The sequence below is a fragment of the Bifidobacterium sp. ESL0819 genome, from assembly GCF_052606245.1.
In genome coordinates this window covers 1,784,505-1,810,447 of the sequence record NZ_CP199587.1, presented here as the reverse complement: position 1 = coordinate 1,810,447, position 25,943 = coordinate 1,784,505, and the positions used below count along the sequence as shown (strand labels likewise).

General features: G+C 55.0%; 21 protein-coding genes, 1 tRNA gene and 1 pseudogene. 15 read left to right on the top strand and 8 right to left on the bottom strand.

What is annotated here, in order from left to right; all coding sequences use genetic code 11:
- Positions 1 to 23 precede the first annotated feature (23 nt).
- From argF to ACUIAD_RS07585, 11 genes are all read left to right on the top strand, one after another.
- Entirely contained in the window at positions 24 to 998 is a 975-nt protein-coding gene (gene argF / locus ACUIAD_RS07635; protein WP_445343235.1) for an ornithine carbamoyltransferase, read from the top strand.
- Entirely contained in the window at positions 998 to 1,534 is a 537-nt protein-coding gene (locus ACUIAD_RS07630; protein WP_445343234.1) for an arginine repressor, read from the top strand. Before argF ends, ACUIAD_RS07630 begins: the two co-directional genes overlap by 1 nt.
- Positions 1,535 to 1,593: 59 nt before the next feature.
- Positions 1,594 to 2,829 (top strand): argininosuccinate synthase, encoded by a 1,236-nt coding sequence (locus tag ACUIAD_RS07625; RefSeq protein ID WP_121912662.1) that lies wholly within the window; start codon positions 1,594 to 1,596, stop codon positions 2,827 to 2,829.
- A gap of 17 nt (positions 2,830 to 2,846) precedes the next feature.
- Positions 2,847 to 4,292: an argininosuccinate lyase gene (gene argH, locus ACUIAD_RS07620; RefSeq protein WP_445343828.1), complete on the top strand. Its 1,446-nt coding sequence runs from the start codon at positions 2,847 to 2,849 to the stop codon at positions 4,290 to 4,292.
- A gap of 94 nt (positions 4,293 to 4,386) precedes the next feature.
- Positions 4,387 to 5,118, top strand: a complete 732-nt coding sequence (locus tag ACUIAD_RS07615; protein ID WP_445343233.1) for an SGNH/GDSL hydrolase family protein — start codon at positions 4,387 to 4,389, stop codon at positions 5,116 to 5,118.
- 247 nt (positions 5,119 to 5,365) lie between these two features.
- A complete protein-coding gene (gene tyrS, locus ACUIAD_RS07610; RefSeq protein WP_445343232.1) occupies positions 5,366 to 6,697 on the top strand; it encodes a tyrosine--tRNA ligase in 1,332 nt (443 codons plus the stop codon).
- A 23-nt stretch (positions 6,698 to 6,720) separates the two neighbouring features.
- Entirely contained in the window at positions 6,721 to 8,832 is a 2,112-nt protein-coding gene (locus tag ACUIAD_RS07605) for a helicase (protein WP_445343231.1), read from the top strand.
- Positions 8,829 to 9,893 carry an HAD-IIA family hydrolase gene (locus tag ACUIAD_RS07600; RefSeq protein ID WP_445343230.1) on the top strand — a complete coding sequence of 355 codons (1,065 nt, stop codon included), beginning with the start codon at positions 8,829 to 8,831 and terminating at the stop codon, positions 9,891 to 9,893. The genes ACUIAD_RS07605 and ACUIAD_RS07600 overlap by 4 nt, the downstream gene beginning before the upstream one ends.
- Positions 9,894 to 9,898: 5 nt before the next feature.
- Positions 9,899 to 10,219 carry a hypothetical protein gene (locus ACUIAD_RS07595; protein ID WP_445343229.1) on the top strand — a complete coding sequence of 107 codons (321 nt, stop codon included), beginning with the start codon at positions 9,899 to 9,901 and terminating at the stop codon, positions 10,217 to 10,219.
- Between the two features lie 47 nt (positions 10,220 to 10,266).
- Positions 10,267 to 11,025, top strand: a complete 759-nt coding sequence (locus ACUIAD_RS07590) for a TlyA family RNA methyltransferase (RefSeq protein WP_445343827.1) — start codon at positions 10,267 to 10,269, stop codon at positions 11,023 to 11,025.
- A gap of 105 nt (positions 11,026 to 11,130) precedes the next feature.
- Positions 11,131 to 11,207: transfer RNA gene (locus ACUIAD_RS07585), tRNA-Arg, on the top strand.
- A 143-nt stretch (positions 11,208 to 11,350) separates the two neighbouring features.
- Here ACUIAD_RS07585 and ACUIAD_RS07580 read toward each other — a convergent pair.
- Positions 11,351 to 11,431 carry an Ltp family lipoprotein gene (locus tag ACUIAD_RS07580; protein ID WP_445343826.1) on the bottom strand — a complete coding sequence of 27 codons (81 nt, stop codon included), beginning with the start codon at positions 11,429 to 11,431 and terminating at the stop codon, positions 11,351 to 11,353.
- A 1,095-nt stretch (positions 11,432 to 12,526) separates the two neighbouring features.
- On the opposite strand from ACUIAD_RS07580, the gene ACUIAD_RS07575 reads away from it, so the two are divergent.
- Entirely contained in the window at positions 12,527 to 13,321 is a 795-nt protein-coding gene (locus ACUIAD_RS07575; protein ID WP_445343228.1) for a phage antirepressor KilAC domain-containing protein, read from the top strand.
- 2,488 nt (positions 13,322 to 15,809) lie between these two features.
- Here the strand turns inward: ACUIAD_RS07575 and ACUIAD_RS07570 are convergent.
- The 5 genes and pseudogenes from ACUIAD_RS07570 to ACUIAD_RS07550 form a co-directional block, all read right to left on the bottom strand.
- Entirely contained in the window at positions 15,810 to 16,052 is a 243-nt protein-coding gene (locus tag ACUIAD_RS07570) for a helix-turn-helix domain-containing protein (protein ID WP_445343227.1), read from the bottom strand.
- A 612-nt stretch (positions 16,053 to 16,664) separates the two neighbouring features.
- Positions 16,665 to 16,814 carry a hypothetical protein gene (locus tag ACUIAD_RS07565; RefSeq protein ID WP_445343226.1) on the bottom strand — a complete coding sequence of 50 codons (150 nt, stop codon included), beginning with the start codon at positions 16,812 to 16,814 and terminating at the stop codon, positions 16,665 to 16,667.
- Between the two features lie 622 nt (positions 16,815 to 17,436).
- Positions 17,437 to 17,691: a helix-turn-helix domain-containing protein gene (locus ACUIAD_RS07560; RefSeq protein ID WP_445343225.1), complete on the bottom strand. Its 255-nt coding sequence runs from the start codon at positions 17,689 to 17,691 to the stop codon at positions 17,437 to 17,439.
- A gap of 810 nt (positions 17,692 to 18,501) precedes the next feature.
- A pseudogene (locus ACUIAD_RS07555) lies at positions 18,502 to 18,987 on the bottom strand (cysteine hydrolase family protein); the annotation flags it as partial.
- A gap of 148 nt (positions 18,988 to 19,135) precedes the next feature.
- Positions 19,136 to 19,312 (bottom strand): hypothetical protein, encoded by a 177-nt coding sequence (locus tag ACUIAD_RS07550; RefSeq protein WP_445343224.1) that lies wholly within the window; start codon positions 19,310 to 19,312, stop codon positions 19,136 to 19,138.
- 1,369 nt (positions 19,313 to 20,681) lie between these two features.
- On the opposite strand from ACUIAD_RS07550, the gene ACUIAD_RS07545 reads away from it, so the two are divergent.
- The gene (locus ACUIAD_RS07545) at positions 20,682 to 21,374 is read left to right on the top strand and encodes a helix-turn-helix transcriptional regulator (RefSeq protein ID WP_445343223.1); all 693 of its coding nucleotides are present in this window, start codon (positions 20,682 to 20,684) and stop codon (positions 21,372 to 21,374) included.
- Positions 21,375 to 21,465: 91 nt separating this feature from the next.
- On the opposite strand, the gene ACUIAD_RS07540 is transcribed toward ACUIAD_RS07545, so the two are convergent.
- Positions 21,466 to 21,936 carry a hypothetical protein gene (locus ACUIAD_RS07540; protein WP_445343222.1) on the bottom strand — a complete coding sequence of 157 codons (471 nt, stop codon included), beginning with the start codon at positions 21,934 to 21,936 and terminating at the stop codon, positions 21,466 to 21,468.
- Positions 21,937 to 22,840: 904 nt separating this feature from the next.
- On the opposite strand from ACUIAD_RS07540, the gene ACUIAD_RS07535 reads away from it, so the two are divergent.
- Positions 22,841 to 24,193: a 3'-5' exonuclease gene (locus ACUIAD_RS07535; protein ID WP_445343221.1), complete on the top strand. Its 1,353-nt coding sequence runs from the start codon at positions 22,841 to 22,843 to the stop codon at positions 24,191 to 24,193.
- Positions 24,194 to 24,428: 235 nt separating this feature from the next.
- Complete coding sequence (locus ACUIAD_RS07530) at positions 24,429 to 25,196, top strand: LOG family protein (RefSeq protein WP_445343220.1); 768 nt, start codon at positions 24,429 to 24,431, stop codon at positions 25,194 to 25,196.
- A gap of 18 nt (positions 25,197 to 25,214) precedes the next feature.
- On the opposite strand, the gene ACUIAD_RS07525 is transcribed toward ACUIAD_RS07530, so the two are convergent.
- On the bottom strand, positions 25,215 to 25,892 hold the full coding sequence (locus ACUIAD_RS07525; protein ID WP_445343219.1) for an O-methyltransferase: 678 nt from the start codon (positions 25,890 to 25,892) through the stop codon (positions 25,215 to 25,217).
- Positions 25,893 to 25,943: the final 51 nt, after the last annotated feature.

Here is a 25,943-nt window from a genome sequence, read left to right as displayed (position 1 = left end):
ACCATATCGATAGGGAGACAGAGATGAACAACGGTTTGCGGCACATGCTGCGCGACGATGACCTCAATCATGAGGAGCAGCTGGAGGTTCTTCGACTGGGCATGGCTTTCAGGGCAAATCCCTATTTATTTCAGCCATATCAGGGGCCTCAGGCTGTGGCCATCATCTTCGACAAGCCCAGCACTCGCACTAGGACAAGCTTCTGCGTCGGCGTGGCCCAGCTGGGCGGCTATCCCATGGTCATTGACAGCGCAGGCTCGCAGCTGGGCCGTGGCGAGCCTGTAGCTGACACTGCCCGTGTACTGACGCGGATGACATCCACCATAGTCTGGCGCACCTTTGGCCAGGATCGGGTGGAGACCATGGCTGCCCATTCCACTGTGCCCGTCATCAACGCGCTGACCGATTCCTTCCATCCCTGCCAGGTTCTGGCCGACTTCCTGACCCTGGCCCAGCACCGGGGCGGGGTCGATGCCTTGGCCGGCATGACCATCGCCTATCTGGGCGACGCAGCCAATAACATGGCCAACTCCTATCTGCTGGGCGGGGCAGTAGCCGGCATGAATGTGCGGATTGCCGGACCCAACGGCTTCCTGCCCGATCCAAACCTGGTGGAACAGGCGCGGACCCTGGCCGCTGAAAACGGCGGATCCATTCTGGTCACCACGGATCCGGTCCAGGCCGTGGAGGACGCTGACTGCGTCTTCACTGACACCTGGGTCTCCATGGGCGAGGAGGATCAGTACGAAATCCGCTCCCATCCCTTCCTGCCCTATCAGGTCAACACTCAACTTATGGCCCATGCCCGCCCGGATGCCCTCTTCCAGCACTGCCTGCCCGCATATAGGGGCCGTGAGGTGACGGCCGAGGTCATCGACGGCCCACAGTCCGTGGTCTGGGACGAGGCGGAAAACCGGCTGCACGCCCAGAAGGCTCTGATGACCTGGCTGGTGGCCCGCTCCCGGGGTGACGAATCCCTCCTGCAGGGGGTGTGCTGATGCGTCCGACGACCAAGGTGGCCCGGCTGGATGCCATCCGCCAGGCCCTGAACCGACATCGGGTCAACTCCCAGCAGCAGCTGTCGGCCCTGCTGGCTGAACAAGGCATCGAGGTGACCCAGGCGACCCTGAGCCGGGACCTGGACGACCTGCATGCCACCAAGCTGCGGTATGCAGACGGCAGCATGGCCTACTGGATTCCCGCCACCACCGACCAGCAGGCCATGGAGGCGGCTGCCGCCGAAGGGCCTGAGGTCGAGGGGGAGAACAAGACCGATGCCTACCTGGCCAAGATTCTGACCGGACTGATCACTTCGGTGGCACGGGCCCGCAACCTGCTGGTGGTCAGAACCCCGGCCGGCGCCGCCCAGTATGCGGCTTCCGCCCTGGACCGCCAGCCCATCAAGGGGATTCTGGGCACCATAGCCGGGGACGACACGATTCTGATCATCGCTGCAGACGATGAATCGGCTTCATCCCGGGCCGACTGGCTCATGACCATCGTCTCCGGCCAGGAGGATGCCAAGGTCCGATGATCGCCGGAAGCACGAACTGAATATTGACAAGTGTGAAATTACAAGGAAAGAGGATCGCCATGACCGAAAACAATCGCATCGTGCTGGCCTACTCGGGCGGCCTGGACACCTCGGTGTCCATTCCCTACCTCAAGGAGCGCACCGGCAAGGATGTGGTGGCCGTCTCCCTGGATGTGGGCCAGGGCGGCGAGCGCCTGCAGACCATCCGCCAGCGGGCCCTGGACTGCGGAGCCGTCGAGTCCGTCGTGGTGGATGCCCGGGACGAGTTTGCCAGGGATTATTGCATGCTGGCGCTCAAGGCCAATGCCATGTACGAGGGGGTCTATCCGCTGGTATCGGCCATCTCGAGGCCGCTGATCACCAAGCATCTGGTCCAGGCGGCCCACCAGTACGGCGCCGACACCATAGCCCACGGCTGCACCGGCAAGGGCAACGACCAGGTCCGTTTCGAGGTCTCCATCATGTCCATCGACCCCTCGCTGAAGGCCATCAGCCCCATCCGTGACCTGGGACTGATGCGGGATGTGGAGATCGCCTACGCCAAGGAGCACCACCTGCCCATCGAGCAGACCGAGGAGAGCCCCTACTCCATCGACCAGAATGTCTGGGGACGGGCCATCGAGACCGGTTACCTGGAGGATCCTTGGAACGGGCCTACCAAGGACGTCTACTCCTACACCGACGACCCGGCCTTCCCACCGGTCGAAGATGAGGTGACCATCGACTTCGAGCAGGGCATACCCGTGCGCATCGACGGCAGGGCCGTCACGCCTCTGGAGGCCATCGAGGAGATGAACCGCCGGGCCGGAGCCCAGGGGATTGGACGCGTGGATCTGATCGAGGACAGGCTGGTGGGCATCAAGTCTCGCGAGCTCTATGAGGCTCCGGGGGCCGTTGCCCTGATTACCGCCCACCAGGAGCTGGAGAACTGCTGCCTGGAGCGTGAACAGCACCGGATCAAGCGGGACATCGACAAGCGCTGGGGCGAGCTGGTCTACGATGCCCAGTGGTACTCGCCTGCCGTCCGCTCCCTGAACGCCTTCATCGAGGAGACCCAGCGCTACGTGTCCGGCCGCATCCGCATGGTCATGCACGGGGGACGGGCCGTGGTCACCGGTCGGCACTCCGACAGCTCACTCTACGACTACAGCCTGGCCACCTACGAGTCCGGCGACAGCTTCGACCAGAACGCCTCCAACGGATTCATCGCCATCTACGGCCTGGCTGACAAAGTGGCCGCCGCCCGTGATATGCGCTTCGGCAACGGCATCGCACAGGACGGACAAGAGCAGTGAGCACCGGCGACAAGCCCATGGCCCTCTGGGGCGGGCGCTTCAGCGGTGGTCCCTCGCCAGCGCTGGTCGAGCTCAGCCGATCCACCCAGTTCGACTGGCGACTGGCCGACGACGACCTTGCCGGTTCCCGGGCCCACGCTCGGGCCCTCAACCGTGCTGGGTTGCTGGATGATGACGAACTGGCGCGTATGGAGCAGGCCCTGGATGAACTCCAGGACCAGGTAGATTCCGGCGCCTTCGCCCCTGAACCTGGCGATGAGGACGAGGCCACGGCACTGGAGCGTGGTCTGATCGACATAGCGGGGGACCAGCTGGGCGGCAAGCTGCGGGCCGGGCGTTCGCGCAACGATCAGATCGCCACCCTGATTCGGATTTGGCTGCGTCGTCACGCCCGGGTGCTGGCCAAGGACCTGTTAAGCACGGCCCAGGCTCTGATGGATCAGGCACGTTCGGCGGGGACCACGGTCATGCCTGGCCGCACCCACATGCAGCATGCCCAGCCTGTCCTCCTGGCCCACCAGCTCATGGCCCATGTCTGGCCCCTGATCCGTGACCTGGAGCGCCTGAGAGACTGGGATCGGCGTGCTGATGCCAGCCCATACGGATCGGGTGCGCTCGCTGGCACCACCCTTGGTCTGGACCCCCTGCCAGTGGCCCGGGATCTGGGCTTTAGCCGGGTCTGCGCCAACTCCATCGACGGGACAGCCGCCAGGGATGTTGTGGCTGAATTCGCTTTTGTCGCCGCCATGATTGGCGTGGACCTATCCAGGCTGGCCGAGGAGATCATCATCTGGAATACCCAGGAGTTCGCCTTCGTTCGACTAGACGACGGTTATTCCACCGGATCCTCCATCATGCCTCAGAAGAAGAATCCGGACGTGGCCGAGCTGGCTCGCGGCAAGGCAGGTCGACTGGTCGGAGATCTGGCTGGCCTGCTGACCACCCTCAAGGGGCTGCCGACAGCCTATGCGCGAGACTTGCAGGAGGACAAGGAGGCGGTCTTCGACCAGGTGGATACCCTGGAGGTCCTGCTGCCTGCCTTTGTTGGCATGGTCGCTACTTTGACCTTCAACAAGGATCGGCTGGAGGAGCAGGCACCCACAGGATTCGCTCTGGCCACCGACCTGGCCGAATGGCTGGTCAGGCAAGGAGTGCCCTTCCGGCATGCCCATGAACTCTCCGGGGCCTGCGTCAAGTTGGCCGAGGGGCGAGATTGCGAGCTGGCTGATCTGGAGGATGACGATTTTGTCAGGATCTTCGCTGACTGGGTGCCCGCCGATCGGGCTCCTGAGGTCCGTGCCGTTCTGACCGCCGGGGGAGCCGTGCGTGCTCGCCAGGGCCAGGGGGGGACCGCACCGGAGAGGGTAAAGGAGCAGATGGACCGGGCTGCACATAAGCTGGAGGAATTGAAGGCCTTCGCCGATTCGCAGTCTGATGGGCCTGCCTACCGTCCGCCCAGGTGAGCTTTCTGGTTTCCGCCAGGCCGGTGCCCGCGTTAGAATTCCGAACGGCAAATTCCTCAAGGGGGATTGCAAAGAGCGAAAGGCGGCGGCGAATATGAATCCGGTGGCACTGGTCCAGGCTTGGTGGGCCAAGCAGCACATCACTCTGGCTGAGGAGCCGCCTGGTTCCCGCCAGGGGCTGTGCTCGCCCCCGGACCAAGGCCGCGACCTGGAGCCGCTGACCATGCTGGTGGTGGGCGACTCCATGGCGGTTGGCTGCGGGGTGAAGGACCAGAGCCAGGGCTTCGTCCCTGATATAGCCGCCTGCCTGGCTGCTCGGCTGGGGCGTCCGGTATCCTGGGCGACCCAGGGTCGGCTGGGAGCCACCATCCGCAGGGTGCGCTACCGGTTCCTGCCCGCCCTGAAGGACCATCCTGATCTGCTGGTTCTGTGTGCAGGCTCCAACGACATCATGGCCAACCGAACCGATGAGCAGTGGCGGGATGACCTGGCTGCCAGCATCGAGTTGGCCAAAAACAAGGGTCATCAGGTGCTGGTCCTAAGCTCCGGTCAGCTCTATCGGGATCCTGCCCTGGGCCGGGCGCTCAGGGCCGAGGTGGAGCGTCGGATAGCCCGCCAGACGCAGACCAGCCGTCGGGTCTGTCAAGAGGCATTGGTGCCCTTCGTGGATGCCACCCGCGACGATGTTGGCACTGATCGACCTGACTTCTGGGGCATTGACCACTTTCATCCGGGGGTTGAGGGTTACCGGCGCATGGCCGCCTGCGTGATCGACCACATTCCCCAAGACTTGATCGATCAGTTGTCCGTACCCGCGCATTCCTGATTTGGACGCGGTGAACTCGCTGAGAGACCCCACGGTTCGCTCTGCCTTAGCGAAAGCGGTCAGCGGCCAATAATCATGCAACAGCGGCTGATCTGCTATGAATAATCAATCAGTCTTCATGCCTCGGAATTCCAGCTCGGTTCGGCCTTGTCTGCGGCGGTCCGGGGGTCTGCCGTGTCGGTATCTGTTGCAAGAATAGTAGGGTTTAGCATACATTCATCAAATATTCGATAGGGAGTAGCCTCTCATGTCGCAGGTCACCGATTTCAGGCAGGCGGGTTTCGATTCGCTTTTCGACGAACTCAAGTGGCGCGGTCTCATTGCCCAGTGCACGGACGAGTCCGAGCTCAGGAAGGTGCTGGCCGACCCCTCGGTGACCTATTATTGCGGATTTGATCCCACAGCCCCCTCACTGCACGTGGGCAATTTGGTCCAGCTGCTCAACATGCGCCACCTGCAGGCGGCCGGTCTGCATCCCATCGCCGTTGTAGGCGGGGCCACTGGGCTTATCGGTGATCCTCGGCAGTCGGGGGAGCGCACGCTGAACCCCAAGCAAACCGTGGCCGAGTGGACCGAGCGCCTGCGTGGCCAGATCGGGCGCTTCCTGGACACCAAAGGTGAGAATCCCGTCCGATTCGTCAATAATTATGAGTGGACCGGCTCTATGAGCACCATCGACTTCCTGCGCGATGTGGGCAAGAACTTCCGCATGGGCACCATGCTGGCCAAGGACACGGTGGCCCGCCGTCTGGACTCCGACGAGGGCATCTCCTTTACCGAGTTCAGCTACCAGGTGCTTCAGGGCAACGACTTCCTGGAGCTCTTCGACCGCTACGGATGCAGCCTGCAGCTGGGCGGCAGCGACCAGTGGGGGAACCTGACCAGCGGCCTGGACCTGATTCGCAAGGTTCGCAATGCCTCCGTCAACGTCATGACCAGCCCATTGATCACCGACTCCCAGGGCAAGAAGTTCGGCAAGTCCGAGGGCAACGCGGTCTGGCTGGATCCCACCATGTTCAGCCCCTACCGCTTCTACCAGTTCTGGTTCAATCAGCCTGACGACCAGGTGGTTAAGCTGCTGAAGACCTTCACCTTCCTGCCCAAGGCCGAGATTGAACGTCTGGAGGAGAGGACCGCCCAGGATCCGGGCGCGCGCGAGGCCCAGAAGGTTCTCGCCTGGCAGGTGACCTCATATGTGCATGGCGAGCATGCCGCCCAAGGAGCCATTGATGCCTCTGGTGCCCTCTTCGGTCGCGGCAAGACCCTGGAGGAGCTGGACGAGGATGTGCTGGATTCCGCACTCGACGGCCTCAAGATCGATGATGGCCAAGGTGGGCGAGCCCTGCCCGCTGCCAGTGAGGGTCAACGTCTGGTGGAAGCCGGGGTTGCGGCCGGACTCTTCCGTTCGGTCTCCGAGGCGCGCAAGACTGTGGCATCGGGCGGTTTCTACCTGAATAACCAGCGGGTCGAGGATCCGGATCAGGTTTTGGAGAACAAGGACTTTCTGCATGGGCGCTTCGCCCTGGTTCGCAGAGGAAAGAAGGCCCTGGGCGCGCTTGAGCGTCGGGCCGGCAAGTAGGAACGTAGGAATTAAGGACACTGATGGCAGAAGAACACAATCATTCCCGGGGCGATCGCGGACGGGGCCGGGGCGGTTCGCGCCCAGGAGGCTTCCGGTCGGGCGGCCGTCGCTCTTCGGGCTTCCACAAGGGCGGTTCGCACTCGGGCGGATACCGCTCCGGAGGCTATCGTTCGGGAGACCACCGTTCCGGCAACTTCCACAACCATGACGGCGAGGGCGGTGAAAAGCGTCGTTCCGAGAACAGGAATGGCCAGCGGCCCTTCCGCGGGCGCGGGCACGACCGGTTCGACCGCGACAATCGCGGATACAGGTATGACCGTCAGGATGGTCACGGCGGCTTCCGCAAGGATTACGACCGGGACCGTCATTTCGACAGGCGTGACGACCGCCACGGCCGTCGGCAAGATGGCGACCGTCCACGTCGCGACTTCCATGCCAACGGTCATGGTGGATACGGGCATCATGATCATGACAACGACAGCGGTCGGTCGGGATATGGCTACCAGCGGCATGACCGTGACCATGATCGTGGGCAGGGCTTCCGTGGCAACCGTCGTCGGGATGACGACCGGAGGTTTGATCGTAGGCAGGGTGAGCAGTCTGGCGGTGATCGCTCATGGAACAACCATTCCCGTGATGACCGTCCACGCCAGGAACGTTCACATGGAGATCGTCACTATGGCAACCGTTCCTATGGCGACCGTTCCCGTGACGACCATCGTCAAGGCGGCTATCGGGGTGACCGTTCCCATGGCGACAGGTACCAGGGCCAGCATGGTCGCGATGACCGTCGTCGTGACGACCATCGCCGTGATGACCGCCGCGGGACTTATCAGCGTGACCGCCAGAATGGCTATGACCGCGGTCGCCGCAACTCAGACGGGACCATTTCCTACCCATCGCAGAACCCCTACACGGATCGTCGGCCTGGCGAGCCCAAGATGCCCAAGGGCCTGGAGTGGTCCATGCTCTCCAAGGATGATCGCCTACGCCTGCGCGGACTGAGCAAGGAGCATGCCGAGAACATTGGTCTGCACATCCTGGCCGCCTACGCGCTGGAGGAGACCGATCCCCAAGGTGCTCTAGCCCACGCCAAGTGGGCTGCCCGGCAGGCTTCGCGGATCGATCTTGCCCGTGAGACTCTGGCCCTGGTGGCCTATCGTCAGGGCGACTACAAGCTGGCCTTGAAGGAGTTCCGTACCGCACACCGTATGAACGGCTATTCTGATTACCTGCCCTTCATCGCCGACTGCGAGCGTGGCCTGGGCAATCCTCGCAAGGCCATCGAGGAGGCCACCTCTGAGGAGGGCAGCCAGCTGCAAGGCGAGTCCAAGGCGGAGATGTTCCTGGTTTATGCCGGAGCATTGGGCGATCTGGGCTTGTGGGACAAGGCCATCGAGACCGTTCAGGCCCTGGTCAAGGCCCGCGGACTCAGTGGTGACTATCGGATGCGTGCCGTGCAGGCCGAGCAGAACTTCCTCGAACAGGCTGGTCGCAGCCAGGAGGCTCTGGAGTTGGAACCCCTACTGGATCGGCTGGAAGCTGAGTATGCCGACGAGGATGAGGACGAGGATGGACAGAATGGCGGACAGTCTGAGGAGATCCTGATCGACTACGACCTGGAACACCTGGATCCGGCCATGATGGAGGATCTCTCCATTGACCCGGATGGCGGCGAGGAGGACTCGGATGAGGCTGAGACTGAAGATGCCGGGTCTGATGTCACTGACGAATCCGAACAGAGTGCCGATGAAAGCCAGGTTGAGGAATCTCTTGAATCAGTAGGTTCGAACGATTCAGCGGACTCGACTGACACAGTTGATTCAACTGAGTCGGCTGATTCATCCGCAATGTCCGAATCCGGAATGCCGGAATCATCAGATGTTGCGGAGCAATCCGAGGGAGAGACCTCTCGCCTTGATGCGGAAACTTCGGGGGATGGCTCTCAAAGCGACCAGACTGGCGACGAAACCGACGCGACTGTTGCCGATGAACCGGCTACTGACGATGGTGATGTGTCTGGCCAGGGCGCAGAATCTGAAGCCGATACTGCCGATCATCAAAATGAACAGTCTAAGGGTGAGCAGGTCAAGGAGTCGGATACGTCTGATGAAGCCAGGGCCGAATCATGACCGTCTTCCTCAAAGGAACTGAAGACGCCCCGGCAGAGGTCTACCGTCTGGCTCTACTGGATCTGGACGGAGTGGTCTACCGGGGCGCTGACCCTGTTGAGCATGCGGCCGAGGGCATCGACCGCGCTCAGACACTTGGCATGCGCATGGCCTACACCACCAACAATGCATCCCGGTTTCCCCATGTGGTGGCCGATCAGCTGCGCGGGTTTGGGCTGACCCTGGACGATGGCCAGGTCATTACCTCAGCCGTCGTCGCCGCACGAATGTTGCGCCGATACCTGCAGGAGGGCGCCAGGGTGCTGGTCATCGGTTCAGACCATTTGCGCGAGCAGATCCGCATCAACGGGATGGTGCCCGTGGATAAGGCTGCCGATCAGCCAGATGCTGTTATTCAGGCTTGGTATCCCGAACTGAGCTGGCAGGACCTGGCTCAGGCCGCATTTGCCATTGAAAACGGTGCACGTTACTTCACTACCAACAAGGATCAGACCCTGCCCCGAGAGGGCGGTATGGCGCCCGGCAATGGGGCCATGCTCCAACCGGTGATTTTGGCCACTGGCAAGCAACCGGAGGACTCGGCGGGCAAGCCGGAATCGGCCATGTACGACGAGGCTCGGCAGCTCTTGGCTGGCAGCCAGGAGAAGATCCTGGACATTGACCGATGCCTGCCTGTGGGCGATCGTCTGGACACTGACATCGAAGCAGCCAACCGGGGCGGCTACGACTCTATGCTCGTCCTGACGGGTGTGGCTCGAACACCCGCTATTCTGACTGCACCTGCCAAGTGGCGGCCGACCTATCTGGCTGAAGACCTGCGTGGCCTGGCCGAGTCGCTACCACAGCCCAACAAGGAGGCCGACCAGACCTGGCACTGCGGAGACCAAACCGCAAAGGTGGATGATGACGGGCATGTCACCCTGCGTGCTCTTGAGGGCGATAGCGACCCCATATCTGATCTGGATGCTGTACGGGCCTGCGCCTGTGCGCTCTGGGAGTATCAGGATCGTGGTGGCGATATGGATTCGCTGGATCTGCCTGCCTTCGTCGTCGGGGCGTAGCGCCCATGTCGGAAGAGGTCAAGTCAGGACAGCTCGGAGCGAATGGATCTTCGCAAGGTTCCAATGATTACGGGCTGTCTGAGCAGTCTGGCCAGGTTGAGCAGCCTGTTGAGTCTGAGGATTCTGCAGGGTCCTCACAGACAGAAGACGAGAATACAACTGCGTCAGAACCTGAAGAGCCCATGGATAAGCAAGCCATGGCCCCCCTTTTGGAGCGTTTCCCTGATTTAGCGAAATTGGACGATCTGGACGATGCCCAACAGGTTGAGATGCTCGGCAAGGTGCTGGCCGGGCTTCAGCAGGATCTGAATCGGGAGGGCAAGTGAACGATGAGGATACGGTCGTCAGCGCTGGGGATGGTTGCCAAAGAACTGTGGCTCTTGCCCGCGACCGACTTGATCGCATCCTGCCTGCACAGGGGCTGACGGATTCGCGGGCCAGAGCCCAGGCGCTGATTCGTCAGGGCCGGGTTACGGTCAATGATCATCTGGCATCAAGGCCTGCTCAGAGCGTCCAGCCAGGTGATGTGATTCTTCTGGACCCGGGCGATGACTATGCCTCCCGGGGAGCACTGAAGCTGGAGGGTGCCCTGACGACTTTTGCGACGCAGGGGATGCCCGATCCGCAGGACAGGTTCTGCCTCGACATCGGGGCTTCCACGGGCGGTTTCACTGATGTTTTGCTCAGGCATGGTGCCAAGCGTGTTATCGCCCTTGATGTGGGCCACGGACAGTTGCTGGAACGGATTGCCGCTGATCCTAGGGTGATTGACATGAGTGGTGTCAACATACGCAAAGTTCAGTCGGGTGACCTGCCGTATCGTCCGGAATACGTGGTCTCTGATGTGTCTTTCATCTCGCTGACCTACGTCATTCCCGTTCTCCCTGCCTTGCTGGCGTCTACTGCTAACTGCTTGTTGCTGGTCAAGCCCCAGTTCGAGGTCGGACGTAGCCTGCTGGGCCACCATGGCATTGTGACGGACGAGGACCGCAGGCAAGAGGCCCTGGAGCGCGTCTTAGCCTGTGCACGTGAGCATGGATTTGCTGTCCGAGCTACCATGCCATCGCCCATAACCGGAGCCCATGGCAACGTTGAATATCTGCTCTGGTTGTCTTGGTCACAGTCGGCCTGAATCCTGTGGTTCACGCTTCCCGCGCGACACACCAGACTGGACAGAATCCACAATTGCGGTAATATAAGTGAGTTGTCAAAAACGAGTTCCTCGTCAAGATGACATGCGCCAGTAGCCCAACGGATTAGAGCAGCTGACTACGGATCAGCAGGTTGCAGGTTCGAATCCTGTCTGGCGCACCACACGGAAGTCCTACAGCCGCAACGGCTGTGGGGCCTTTTCATTGCTTAGGCAGTTTACTTGAAACACGATTTTGTGTGACATCCGTGTGACAAAGTCTTCGTAAAAAGCCTCTAGAAGCTGAACTATATGCAGACTGTGGTGTTTATTGGTTAAGGTGTTGGATGGCGTAGCTTGCCTCGTCGTCAGGGAACTGCTCGAGCTCACTAGTCAGCTGCGTGCGGATTGATTCAGGGGCTCACGTCCATCTTCTTTTGATGCGACTTTGCCTTGGTCTGGGTGTCGGTGTTGTAATCCGCCTGAAGGTTGTCGATGGCATGCTGTGTGGCTTTGGGCTTGAGCTGATTTTAAGTATGCCTAGTTGGTCTGCTGTGAGTAGACTCACTGCTTGCTTATATACATCATGTTGGAATACGTCTTCGTCTTAGACAGTGTCGACTTGTACTCCTGGACCACGACGCAGACTGCCTGGTCGGTCTTCGGTTGAGTGGTGTATGCCGCTAAAGAAGCTCTTGTATAATGCGTTTGCCTTGGATATCGCTAAGGGTCTTAGGGGAGGTCTCTGTGGCAAGGTCGGTAAGAAAGAACTTCAGGTGTCTATCAATGAGGCAGATCAAAGTGCTTGCCCGGGCAATGGGTAAGAGCGAATCAATGTTGATTAAGGAGTTGATCAGGTGTGATGTCCCATGCATTGCAAATGCGTTCAATGTCTGATATTGCCCATTCCTTTTCGTCATTGACCCTAGCTTGCACATACGAGTAGCTTCTGTTTATCTGCAATCCGAGAGCCCGTCCTGACAGTCTGCGTATGCCCATGCCAGCTCTTATGGACTTGCTTATTTGTAATCCAAAATCGCTCATTCCTATTCTTTGCTTTCCCATGGTTCCCATAATAACTGATTGACAACAAGTTTTACACTCATACGATTGTAAAAAAAGAAAATAATCTTTCTATACTTGATTTTGATGATAATAAAAGTCATAATGAGGTTATGAACATCATAGACTCTAATCGATTGATGGCCGAAAGGGTTCGTGTAACCCTGGCAGCTCAAGAACGTGCGGTCACCGTCATCTCCGAATCATCGGGCATACTGACATATTTACTGTCTAGCTATTTGCCCGGTAACTTAATCGATCTCAATCGGTCATCAAAGCTCACAAAACACCGCAAGCATTCATGCATCAGAGCAGTTAACTATTACCGCTGAGCAAAGCGACGTGGGAAGCAAGATCCTATTAGATATGTGTGCTCACATAACACAAATTAAATTAACAGCCGCAGTGATAACTATGTCGAGCGACAAAGGAAGAGAAAACAATGTCTGATGATATTATGCAATCCTTTGATTTCAGAGGCCAGCGAGTAAGGACGCTAACCCATGAGACTGGGGAGACTTGGTGGGTGCTCAACGACATATGTGACGCGCTTGGACTGTCAAATCTAGGCCGGGTGGTGCAATGTTTGGATACTGATGAGGTAATCAAGGTGGACCTTGACGCTAAGTTAGGGGTGAACTACAACAAACTGGTCAACATGGTCAACGAGTCCGGGTTGTACAAGATTGTGCTTAGGTCGGACAAACCGAAAGCTCGAGAGTTCCGGCGTTGGATAGCGCATGAAATACTTCCCTCTGTTCGACGCTACGGCGCTTTCAAGTCATCCGAAGTGATCGCAAGTACTCTGCCGGCTCCGGATTATCTGATTCACTTGGACAAGGCATTGCGTGAGGAGCAAGAGGCTCGGGTTGAGGCTGAACGGCAGATAGCTGCTCAACGGCCGAAGGTGTTATTCGCTGATGCTGTTGCCGCTTCGCGAACGAACATCCTCGTTGGGGATCTAGCAAAGATACTCAAAGAAAATGGTGTGAACATTGGCGCTACGCGTCTTTTTGCCTGGATGCGGAATCAGGGGTATCTGATGAAAACCAGCAGCGCGAGGAACATGCCTACTCAGAAGTCCATGAATCTCGGACTGTTCACCGTGAAGGAGACAACGGTGGTTCACCCCGATGGGCGTATTACGGTCAGTAAGACTCCAAAAGTCACGGGTCGTGGGCAGGAATATTTTGTTGCCTGCTTCCTAGGAGACTCAAGGCAAAGTCTGGTTGCATGACTGGGTTAAATAAATCGTGGCTAGTCGACATTGATTGTCTGCTTGGGGGGAGAGTGTTTCCGGGTTTGGTTGCCAAGGTAATAAAGATTTCTGCTTTGAAGGCATTAACAGCTATACGTGTTCGTAGAAATAGCCGCAGCGCTTATGGACCTACGCAAGGGTAGGCCGGTTAATTTCGGCTAAAGCTAGCCCTTGTTTGACTCGTCTGCATTCATCGCGCTATAGCCCCCCCCTGATCTCGATTGTCATCTGCAAAAGAACGCAGCTGCAACTGCTGGAATAGCATGGAAAGTAGGTGCATGCCCAATGTCGGATCCAAGTATACGGGCCAAATTAATGCGCATGAATGTCCTATGGGATCATTTATAGCGGCGGCAGATGCCTTGTAAATGCTTGCTTCCGAGTTTGTGCGTGGGCATGGACGCAGAACGTATGAAACACACATAGATAAAGGTAATTGGAATGCTATACGGTCATCGAAGTAATGCTGTGTTGTAGGTATCCGTAAAAGAGGCGAGACAACACTGAATTGGCTCAGCAATTGGACTTGGGGTGTGGCCTACTTCGACTGGGATGGCTCATCTCTGCTTTTCGCCATCTGTTATTGAATCAGGGTGTGTCGAGCTAAGGAAACAGAAGATATGGCGATGTGTAAGATCGTGTGCCTGTGCTGCAGAGAGCAACTGAACTAGACGACAAGTAGTTCTGAGCTTATTTCTTTTCCATGGTCTGAAGTTTCTGCTCTAGGTTTTCTTGAACAGAAGTGGGTTGCACAATGAGTCGGTCCTTGAGCGTAGGGGGGGCGTGTCAATTCCTCCTGCGTTGGCTTCAGAAGCTCCCCATCCGGGCGTGGCCATACTGGTGCCAGATAACCGCAGCGTATACTCCGAGCATCTTGGCAGACCTTTGCGAACATCTTTATTGGAGAGTAGTCGGCAATCTCGCAGATTAGCACGAACTCGCTGATTCTGACGGGAGCTTTATCCGCATTTTTTATATCTCGTATGCGGTTGTAGCGCAGTTGTCCATCTGACATCTTTACTATTTCGCGGAGTGTCAATTGTTTGGCTGACATCATTTCAGCCACGTTTAGGGCCGCAGCGTAATCTACTACAGTCCATGGGTATCTTCTTCTAGGCATGGAAGCACTATAGCTCTTTTATATTGTAAGAGTTATCCTCTTTGTGTTTGCGGTTTTCCGTAACTGTCATTGCTGCTCGTATCTAAGTGACCCCAGCAATTGGATGATGAGTGGGATTCTTTACTGCTGTTCAGATCCTTATGCGGAAGTCATACTGCTCGTTAAGAACATGGCTTAGACGACATAAGTACTCGGAGAGAGAACGTTGTCCATTGCACGTCAAGATGTAACGGGTGTTGAATGTGCGAGGGTTTGGATTGCGTAGACTGCTAGCTGAACCAATTCTGATCCCTATAGGTTTAGAAAGAAGAAAGGGCTCTATATAGAGTCAGAAAAATGAAGAAAGGGGCTGTTCCACTGGTGCTATACAGCCTTTAGATAAGAGCGTCGAGGCAGGAAATTTACTGGTGAGAAACAGATGAAATATAATGAGCAGTTCGGAATGTATGAGGCGTGTCGCGTTGCCGAATTCTAGCGGAGTCCCTGGCAGGTCTGCGGCGCAAGAGACGAACAGGGTTGTTTCTCTCGTCATCGGTTATATAGGGCATTAAGACGCGTGGCAAAAATGTTGAATCTTGTACAATTTGCGAAGTCATTGCTGCGACATGAGTATATCTGCTTGGGCATTGAAAGAAGCCGGTCATTTAGGTCAAACTAGCCGAGTCTCAGTGTTGGTAATCGTGGCGAATAAAGATCGTGAGAACCGGAAGATATGGCGAGATTGTCTACGTTGCATACCCCACAGCGATGCTTATAAGCGATAAGGCGTTTGGTAAACCAAGCATCGGAGCAATGGTATCCAAATCGCTGATGTTCCAAGAATACTTGCCGTTCAGCCTGTTGCTTACGTAAGATTGGGCTTTACGACCTATTTTGAAAGTTATTTGCATTTGAGTGATTCGCTTTTGCTTCATGGCAGAGCGAACATACTCAGAAATTGCTCTATCTGTAGGGCCAGGTTTAGTGTCCATATCAGAAATTTATCACCTACAGGGTGAAACAGTTGGCTGATTTGCAAAGTAACTCATATAAAGAATTTGTCGCGGGTCAATGTAGTTTGATTAAAGGAGGGCGTCTGTACTAATACCTTATATGAGTTGTCGGCAAAGCGAGATGGTCATTTTCTATCGCTGGCGTCTGCCTAGCAAGAGTAGCGGATGACCTATATCGGGTTGGCAGGGTGCCGGGTTGGGATGAGTGTTTTATCCAATCAGCTGGCGTTTCAACAAAATGTACAGACAACAGTACTGCATGGCTTGCTGCCGCTGAATCCCGTCTTCTCCATACAAATACAGGAGAAAGAAACTGTGCGCTGTCGGTACTTTCTATGAAGCTCGGATGTTCCGGCTAGTTCTTAACTTTGCTGCGCTCCAAGATGCGCTGTGCGTCCTCCATGATCTGAGAGGGAGTGAGGCCCATAGCTTTTCCTAACGCTGCAAGCTGACTTACTTTTATCTCGCCTTTTGCTCCAAACAAACGATAGATGGCTTGTACGTTTATTCCTGTTTTCTTTGCCAGCTCGTCATACGTAATTCCGCTGACTGCTCTGGCAGCATGAAGAGCCTTGGCTGTTGCTTGATTAAAGTTCATGACCCATACAATACTATCGAAATTGAAGACTTGATCTGAATTTCTGACAGCTGTTAATTAAATGCGATTGGATGGAAGTGCTGAAAGATTTTTGACAATTTGACGGCGTGACATGGTGCCCACATATTGTATTGCGTTTGAAATCGCGCGAAGTGGTGCTGTGAAACTCAGTGCTTGCAGAATTGAGAGTGTAACTGGGCGATCAATATGTGTCTCCGTGACTTTGAAACTCTCTGTCAGAGAGCCGAGTCTCATGGTTATGCGGACCGTTATGAGCATTGATTGCAAACTGCGAGCAGGACAGTCGCTTTCGATCAGGGCTCGGACTGGGCAACTTCTTACTAGTACTGTCAGGCATATTAGATGGGTGGGAGCGAGTTCTCTGGACGGCATAGGACACAGGTTAACTGTGCGTCTCTCCTTCATTCACTATTGCATGGTGGTGACGGAAGATAAAGAAATCAATGAGTAGAAAACTCTCAGTTACATATCTGACTATGGGCGCACATCTGGAAGCATCTTTCTTCCGGGTTAAGCGTAAACCGCTTGCTATAGAACGATCTAATACACTTGTGAAGATAAACGTGGATGTCCTTGTCGGAGCGGATACCCTCAGCAACACAGTGCGGCCGCCATGAACGAAAGAACATTCGGATAGCCGAACAGCGGGGCAATGGCCTCCACGTCATCCAGTCGCCATGTGGTTGCACCCATCAGGTGCTTCGCAATATAAGACTGTGAACGGTTTGATGCAATAGCCATATCTGCTTGTGTGACACCTTTGGCTTTCATAGTATCTCTGAGATATGCAGTGAGTCGATCGTTAGATTGATGCCTATTGTTCCCCATGAATATGAGCATACCCTGAAGCAGTTTGCAGAGGTAATTAAAAGAGTCTAGCGACAGTGATTCGCACATTATTACCAGGCAGTGTGTATGATCTCGGTATCCGAAGGCGCAGCTTATTCGTTCTGGCGGGCTGGGTTTTAACATTCGCAAAATGGGCCCTGGACTTCAAGCGCCCCAGTTCTGTCGTTGCGAGATAAACAAACTCAAATTAAAGAGGTGTAATTCAGTCTTCCGCCTTGCCGCAGTCTCTGGTTACTGTTGCTTTTCTATTATCTTCTCCGTGTCTTCTTATGATGCGGGCCAGTGAGACTTGCAGGGCTTGTGCGATCTTGGAGAGAGGCTCAACTGTAATGTCTTGTTTTGCGCCAAACATGCGGTAGATAGTCTGGGTATTCAAGCCTCACTTTTCCACTAGTCCATCGTCAGACAGGTCTTTCAAGATTCTGCGCACGCGTAGCGCTTTGGACAAGCCTTAATTATAGTTCGTGGTAAATATGATTCTTTCTGTGTGGGTGAGGGCTGGCTCGCGATTATTTCATTGGATACCTCTGGCTTTATCAAGTAAGGCAAAGGCGTTAGGGAAGTCAAAGTACTTGGCCAGCGCATCAATGTCGTCCAAGGACCAGGATTGCAGTCCAGAACAACGAGTCTGGACATAGGACTGTGATCTCCCGAGGACTCTCCCTAAGTCTGTTTGCTTGGCACATCTTGCTTTTGCCAACTGGTTTATGTAATCAGCAACGACCTTAGAAGCGCTACTCGTTCCATGGAATTTCTGTTTCCTTGACATACGATAGATTATCGCATGTATACGTCTATATCTTGGCAACTGCCCTGTCAGTTCCCATAAAACAAGAGAGCATACGTTTGCAACTCGTCTCTCGACGGATAAAGTCATACGGAGTAGAGAATGCTGTTCAGTTCGCCTTGTTGGAATCTGACAGTCCGCGAGCTTCGTCTATAATACGAAAGCCGTTTGTGTAACCAAAGAGGTGCGCAAGTGCATTCAGATCGTGCGTATCCCATGCGTCAAGACCTCTAATGCGTAGTGACACATAGGTTGGAGATTTGCTGATTTGCCTTGCTATATAGGCGTTCGACATCCGCCTTTTTGTCGCCAGGTCCTTGATTGATGCGGATATCAACTGTGAGAACGGGTCCATTTCGGGTAGCTCGCTGTTCCTGACCATGCGACAAGAATAGCGCAATAGAGTTGGGCATAAGCCCTAGTGAGTTGCCTCCTGAGGAGGATATTGATTAGGTTGATTTGCTATAGATATCTGTCTTGCTATCTAAGAGGTATCGGTTCTTTGGGTTTCCGCTATATGTGGTGAGATATCACGGCCTAATGATGAGGAACAGAGTTGTTGATAGGTGGGAAGTTTCAAGGATACTTGGGCTCATAAGTTGTCGGACAGTCTTTATAACTGAGCAGTCTGCTTAAAATAGTTATCTCAGAGCTGCTAGGAAAGTCAATGGGAAGCGAAGTATCTGGCTGGCTCGCATGAGACGAGTAGCGGCAAATGAGTTTGTGCGGTTGGTTTCTTTCCTTCTTGCGAGGAAAGAACCCAACCTACAGATGTATCAAGAATGCCGAAGGTTAGTCTGTTTGAAGATCCCTCAGTAGTGGATCTGTATCGGTGATGGTGATGAGCGGTGTAAACAGGGCCATCGTATCCAGTGCCAGCTCGTGGTTTTCCGCCGTGGATCCAGCGCAGGCATCTGCTGCCAATCGAACGGCAATGCCTTGGTCTGCAGCGGCCAAGGCGGTCTGCAACACACAGGCATCGGTGGCGACACCGCACAGGGCTATCTTCTGGGATCCCTTTATTGCCGCCCGCAATTCCGGCCCCCACTTGCCGAAGGTACTGAGCGAGACAATTGGATGCCCCTTGGCGAGCTCGGCGGTCTCTGGTGTGAGGTCATACTTGGGATCGTCGGAGGGGACCTGGAATTCCGGCCATTCGTTCATGTATTCCACCCATACGCCTTTTGGCGGCTGCGGCGCAATGTATCTGGTGTAAGCGACGCGGTCGCCGTATGCCTTGGCGAGACGGGTGTAGTTCTTGTCTGTCTGGTAGTAGGCCCCGTCGGAGCAGGCCCAACGGGACCACTCATTGTGGGCGAATGCCTCCTAGCGATCAATCACCACCAGCCATTCATCATTGTTGATCATGATAATTTCCTTTCATGCTGTGAAATATGGAGCGTATCCCTCTGCACCCCTTACGGTTTCAGTCGATGCTCTCCTGAAGACGGATATCGCCCTTCTGGAACAGGAGCGTTCCGAGGAATCCGACAGACAGGGCTATGATGACACCCAGGTTTGCTGCCGCCCAGGTCCCGTCCTTGCCTCCGATGGGGCCCAGAAGGTATCCCTGCCAGTTGAGCCAGCTTGCTGAGGAGTTCACCACCAGTCCCCATCCAAGGAAGGTGGCGATGGTAAGGATGGCAAAAGCGGTGATGTTCCATGAACCGTATCATCCCTCAGATTGGTAGAGGTCTGTGGTGTCATAGTCCTTCCGGCGAATTGGTTGTATTTCGCGGCACTCGAGCGTCGAACGGAGAAGGTGAAGTCTGTTGTTGTGATGATCCCTCGACCTACGGAGCCACTGTAGATGAGGTGGAGCGAACCAGATTTTGTTCAAGCTTCTCCGGTCGTGCGCTCATCTTTAAAAAGTGCTAAAGTCTGGCAGAAGCTGCGTTTAGTTATCGTGGATAAACGCTAAGAAGCATTTACCCGGTTCTGAGAAGACAGAGGATCTCCCTGCCTTATGGCTCGATGTCCTGCTGATTGATGGCATTGAGAGCGAAGGGCAGTAAGTGAAGATAAGGGATGGATATGCGTGTGCATTTCTTGATATTTGGTGCGGGATCACGAGCTGGGCATTGTTGCTGCCCTGGATGCCACCAACTAGTTTTCTGGAGCGGTTGCCTACGCCAAGTCGGCCCGAACCGTATCTGTATCCTGCAATTTTCTCCTTAACCGACTTTCAGGGAGGATACTCCGCTGTATTCTGAGGCATTCGAGCCTCTGGCACAGACGGTGAAACGTGCTGCTGTGAAGCTCGATCAACCTAAAGAGCCTGTGTCAGTGAATAGAACAGTGCAAGTCCCGGTCGGAGTTTCTGGACACCATGGTGCTGAGCATCTGGTTGTCCACTTCGAAGCAGCTGTTGATTCCCGTCTGCTCCTCGGTCAATTCATGGTTGTTCTGAACTCTCTTATAGTTTTGCCTAATGCCGGTGTCATGACTTGGTATGTAAGCCACTTACCCAAGTTGCCTTCTTAGAGTCGCCTTGGTAAGTGGCTGCCATTTCCAGGATAGGACCGTAATCCATGCCGATGAGTATCTACGGACTGGATCCGTCAAGTCTTGCCGCGGAGGCGATGGCCGATTTCAAATCGTGAAGCACAACAGTTGACTTAATCCTTCGATGTCACTCGTGGATCATGGGGAGTATGACCGGGTCTTGTCCTACTGGCTACACTTTCTTATCTTTGGATGGCCTAATTGCATGACAATACATAGGGCTTGGCAATGGGCCACGGGTGGCGAGTGTGATTGGTACGGCGTTGATAACCCGTCTGACGTGTTTCTTCAACCTACATTCTGGTTGAGCCATGCTGATAATCCTTGAAAAATGAGGGTGTCAAAGACTTTTGGCAGAGGAATTTTTGGTGGGCGAGGGGTTGGGTTGATAGCTTGAGGGTGTCGGACTTGCGCAGGTCACGATGATGCAACCACATAGTCATTAACCAACAATCAGTCAGCGAACGATGGTCAGGGAAAGCGAGTGGCAGGGTATGGAACTGGGCAATCAGATTCGCCGGTACCGCTCCGAGCGGGGCATGTCCCAGGACGATCTTGCGGGGAAGATATTTGTGTCCCGCCAGACCATATCCAACTGGGAGAACGACCGTACCTACCCGGACGTGCAGAACCTGCTCCTCCTGTCCAACCTCTTCGATGTGACCATAGACCAGCTGATCAAAGGAGACCTCGACATCATGGATAAGAGCATTGATTCGGAAACCAAAAACCTTCGCCAACTAGGCTTGGTCTGTGGAATTCTCACGGTCTTCATGTTTTTGACCCTTATCGTCGGATTTACTTTCTATTTGAAGTTGAATAAGTCAGATGTGGTTCTGTATGCCACGCTTGCCTTGGCTCTGATAACGGGCATTTTGGGTATCATAGCTGCCGCGTACATCGAGCAGATTAAAGCCCGCAATGATGTGCAGACCTATCGGGAGATCAAGGCCTTTCTGTCTGGCGAGGAAGTGGACCGTAGTAAACGAACCCGCTTTGAACGAAAGTGGCTCATGCCCGGAAATCGATACTACAGCCAGGCGTTCAAGTCCCATCCGATTGTGGGGCCGGTCATCAATTTCTGTGTGACTTCTGCCGTTGGATTCTCTCTGGGTGCAGGTATTGTCTGGACTCTGATTCATATCTTTGGCATGACCTGACTTGCATAGGGAAAGCAGATCGCACCTCAGAAATACGCTTTTGTATGACATTTCTTGGTTAGAAGTTGAGGGGGGGCTATACAGATATTTTCTACTGCTTCTTGAGGTGAACGGTGGTTGTGGTGCTCAGCGCGCTGGCCTTGTACGTGATTTCACCGTTTTCATACTTGAAATCTTTGGTGTCGTCCTGTGAGGCGAGCAAGCTCTGCGACATTTTGTCCTTGTTTCCCTGGCTGGTCCAAGAGTAGCCGCCGGCGGTGGTGGGCGGGGTGAAGCTGCCGGACCAATATAGGCTGGTGGTGTCGGGGCTCACCCAATTGATTTCTATGCTATCAGCGGTCACCGTTGCCTGCTGGTAGTGGTCTTTATCGGAACCGTTTGTCTGCTTCCATGTCCCTGTTAGATCGGCCGGTTGTGGGGCTTTGTTCGTTTTCTTCGGCTCCCCTTGTGAACTGGTCGTTTGCTTTCCTGCATCCGAGCTTGTTGAAGAATTTCCTCCGCAGGATGACAAGCATATCAACATGACTATTGCGGCAACTGTAGCCGCGATGCCCTTGCGCATTTGCGCTTCCTCTCGTCTTCAGTGAACGGCAATAGAATATCATGCAGGCCTAAGTGAGATTGAAGTCGGCATTCATATCAGCCCCCCTGTAGGTCACAGAGATGACGGGTTTACGATGTTAATCGAATGCTGTGGAAAACAGCCCCAAGTTTGGAAACAATTCGTTAGCGTTGCTTTTGTACATAGCTCCTGTGGACAAATATTCGATTGGATTGATAAAGTGCAGAATAGGATTCTCTTGCTTGAAAGTTTGAGCGTGATTCGTCCTTATACTTTTTAGAGTCAATGTGCTGTCAATCTGTCAGTTATTTGAAGAGCAGACGATGTTGTTGATCAGATGCTTGAATGGAAAAGTCATCAGACGATAGCTTGAGTTTTTTATCAAAGAGGTGTTTGCGTGGCAGGGTTGATATGTCTGCTGTGACATTAAGATTAACCCTATTTACCTTAAAGCCCTACCGTTTTCAGGGCGCTTGCTGCTTACTGGGTCAGAATATACGAAAAGTACTGTATTCAGTATGTTTAAAGTTTGATGCAGAGTCACGCCGCATTTTATATTTCTCTTCTCATCTTCTGCTGCAGAAGTTATAGCGGACTGGGAAAGCAATGGGAATGTTCAAGAATTTGCTCCAAAGATAAGTTCGTTTTCAGCAGTCATAGCGAAGACATATAAGCGACGCATCAGTAGCTGCAGGCCGATGTCCAATATCATTTTGCCGAGTTACTTGATTATGGCATGTTGTAAGTGAGCGAGCTTATGCAGAAAGCGATATATCCACATTGGACCTTGCATGAGTCATGCTCTTCGTTCCCTGCAAAGGTGTCCGCTGATGTTTACACGCACTGATAGAAGGAATCCGAATAATGTTGATGGGTTTCCAGGCTGCGGTGTAGCTTATCAAGCGTGAGGAAGAGGAAGAATGACAAGGGCACGTTGCTGGGTATTGTCATTCTTGCGTTGCTTGGTGTGATCATCATGCATCCGGTGATCTCAGGAATCATTATTGCGGTTATCGTTCTGTTGGCAGTGCTGTATGCGATGGCGCGTAAACAGCAGACTCAAGACCTCGGAAATGAGCATATAAGACCAACTGCTAAGAAAAGGCATGGTCCGAGAGGAAAACACGCAAAACGGCCTACTGACGAGCTGGTTCCTTTGAACGATAATGCGAAACCCGCCGACAACGATGACGGCTTGCCTGTGGATTATGTGGTGCTTGATACCGAGACGACGGGTCTGCGTGCACAGATGGATCAGATCATCGAGATCGGGGCAGTGAAGGTTCGCGGCCGGAGCATTGTCGACAGTTTCGATACCCTGGTCGATCCTGGCAGGAGTTTGGACAGCAGGATTGTCGAATTGACCGGCATTACTGATGCCATGCTGGAGGGTCAACCGAAAATCGGCGATGTGTTGCCTTTGTTCTGGTCCTGGGTCGGCGACGATCCTGTTGTAGGTCATAATTTGCGTTTCGATATGAGGTTTTTCGAAGCTGAGAGTGCACGAGTGGGGTATACTATGCCCGGCCCAGTGTGCATCAATACTTTGCAAATGAGCCGAGCTTTGTTTCCCCAGGAGAAGCACCATCGGCTGCAGGATCTTATTCGCAGATTCGGCATCGCGGAGAACGAGGAGCATCGTGCATTGTCTGACGCCGCGCAGACGCAGGAGTGCTTTGAATGGATGCGCCGGTATATGAGCGAACTAGGTGGTGGGTTCACTACTGTCTTCAATTCGTCAGATTCTTCATCCAGTGCTTCTACGGTATCGAAGCAGCCCAGGCAATCCCGGCGTTTCAAGGGGAGGGGCGTGCATTGCCCATGCAATCAGCGTCCTGATGGTCAGTGCATCGTAGAGGGTATAGACAAGCGGCAGACCGTCGGTGTATCGGGTGCGGCAAAGCACCAGGATCTGTTTAACCGATTCTCTTCCAGTGACGAGGTCTGGGTGAGATTGCTGCATGGATTCATCAAAACAGGTAAGTACAAAGGTTGGCCGACAATACAAGTCTGGCTTGACGGAGAATATGCGGGATGCCTCACCGTATTGCAGACATCACGCCATTACCGCCAGGTTCCGCCTGAAGGCGGCGTATCGTACGCACATTTCGGCGCGAGAACTAAAAGGGGAACCTGCCAGTTGCGGGTCTCATTTCCCTATGCCCATGCCGAGATGGAATTGAGCCAATTCGCGCAAACAGCTTCACTGAAGGAAGTTGATATGACTGGTTCGGCGCAGATGAAGTTTCAGATGTAGCCAAATATTCAGATCTGCCCTGATAGTTATCGAACAGAACCGTAAAGCACGGAAGCAAGAAACTTGGCTCAATAATTCGTATTCCGGGTGAGCTCTGCCTAGGCAGACAGCATTCTGAATAGTCGAGTGCCGATGGCTACCTTGGCGTCAGCCGGGCGGCAGGGGCCGCTATCATGAGAGCCGGAACAGGATCGAGCGGGTCCTTCGGATTGGGGCCCGATGAAGGAATGCGTACATGGCGGATATGGTTGACAATCACAATGACGATGAAGGTCCGGACCTGGGCCGGACCTACCACAGCGGTCCGGTCATCATGCGCGGGCCCATGATTCCCGAGGCGGATGCCAATGCTGGTTTGCTTTCGTCGGGCGGTGACACTGACTGGCTGCATATGGATCCTTGGCGGGTGCTGCGCATCCAGGCCGAGTTCGTCGACGGGTTCGGTGCGTTGGCGGAGCTGGGTCCGGCAGCCGCCATCTTTGGTTCAGCTCGGACCGGCAAGGAGGATCCTAACTATGCTGCTGCGCGCAAGATGGGCGGCGACTTGGCCAAGGCCGGTATGGCAGTCATTACCGGGGGAGGGCCTGGCATCATGGAGGCGGCCAACAAGGGCGCTGCTGAGGTCGGTGGCAAGTCCGTCGGCCTGGGCATCGAATTGCCCATGGAGCAGGGACTGAACCGTTGGGTGAATCTGGGCATCACCTTCCGCTACTTCTTCGTACGCAAGATGATGTTCATGAAATACTCTTCGGGCATCATCGTCTGCCCCGGCGGGTTCGGCACCCTGGATGAGATGTTCGAGGTGCTGACTCTGGTCCAAACCCATAAGGCACCCAGCATGCCCATCGTTCTCTTCGACAGGGTCTACTGGCAGGGGCTCTTTGACTGGATTTCGGACACGGTGAAGCAGCGGGGCATGATTTCTGAGCTGGATCCCGATCTGGTCATCCGCACTGATGATCCGGATGAGGCTGTGCAGGCCATCCTGCGTCACCGTGCCTGAATAATAGGTGCGCGGTAGTCAGTGGGCGCGGGTGGCCATGATCATGCCCGTGCCGATGGGCAGCAGACAGGATTCCCAGGCAGTGTCTTTGCCTATGGCCTCCATGATGGTGCGTAAGGTGGTCGTTTTGGCGGATCTATTGGCCGGGTTGAGCACGCCGCCCTTGTCTGGATCGTCCAGCAGGTCAAAGGCATCCGTGAAGATCAGCTGTCCCCGGTCCTTGAGCAGGCGCGGGGCCTGGTCCATAACCTGTTGGTAGTTGTCCCCATTGCCTGAGACGACGATAAGGTCGTAGTCGCTGGGGTTGAGCCTTGGAAAGTAGGTTCGGGCAGCCGCGTTGACCGCCCGCAGCCTCATGCCTGGGTGGGCTTTTTCCATACCCGCGAAAATTTTCTTGACCAGCGAGGTGCCTTGGGCTGTGGAGTCAACGGCGGTGAACTGGCCATGACCATGCAGGCCCGTCATCAGGCGCAGGGCTTCGACCACGGAGCCGTTGCCTACCAAGATGATGGATGCCGGAGCGTTCCGGCCGGCCAGGAACTGCAGGAAGGCGCCTTGAGACCGGGAACATTGGGCGAATCCGGCCTCTGTAGCCTTGTCTCGCAAGGTCTGCAACTTGTCGGATTCGACGTTCAGAGCGCTTGCCTCGGCGAATTCCCATCCTCTGGCGATGTTGTTGTACGAGGTTTTGTCCATGCTAACCATGGTAACGACTAGAGGGCACAAGCCTGTCGCCGGCTCTTGTTG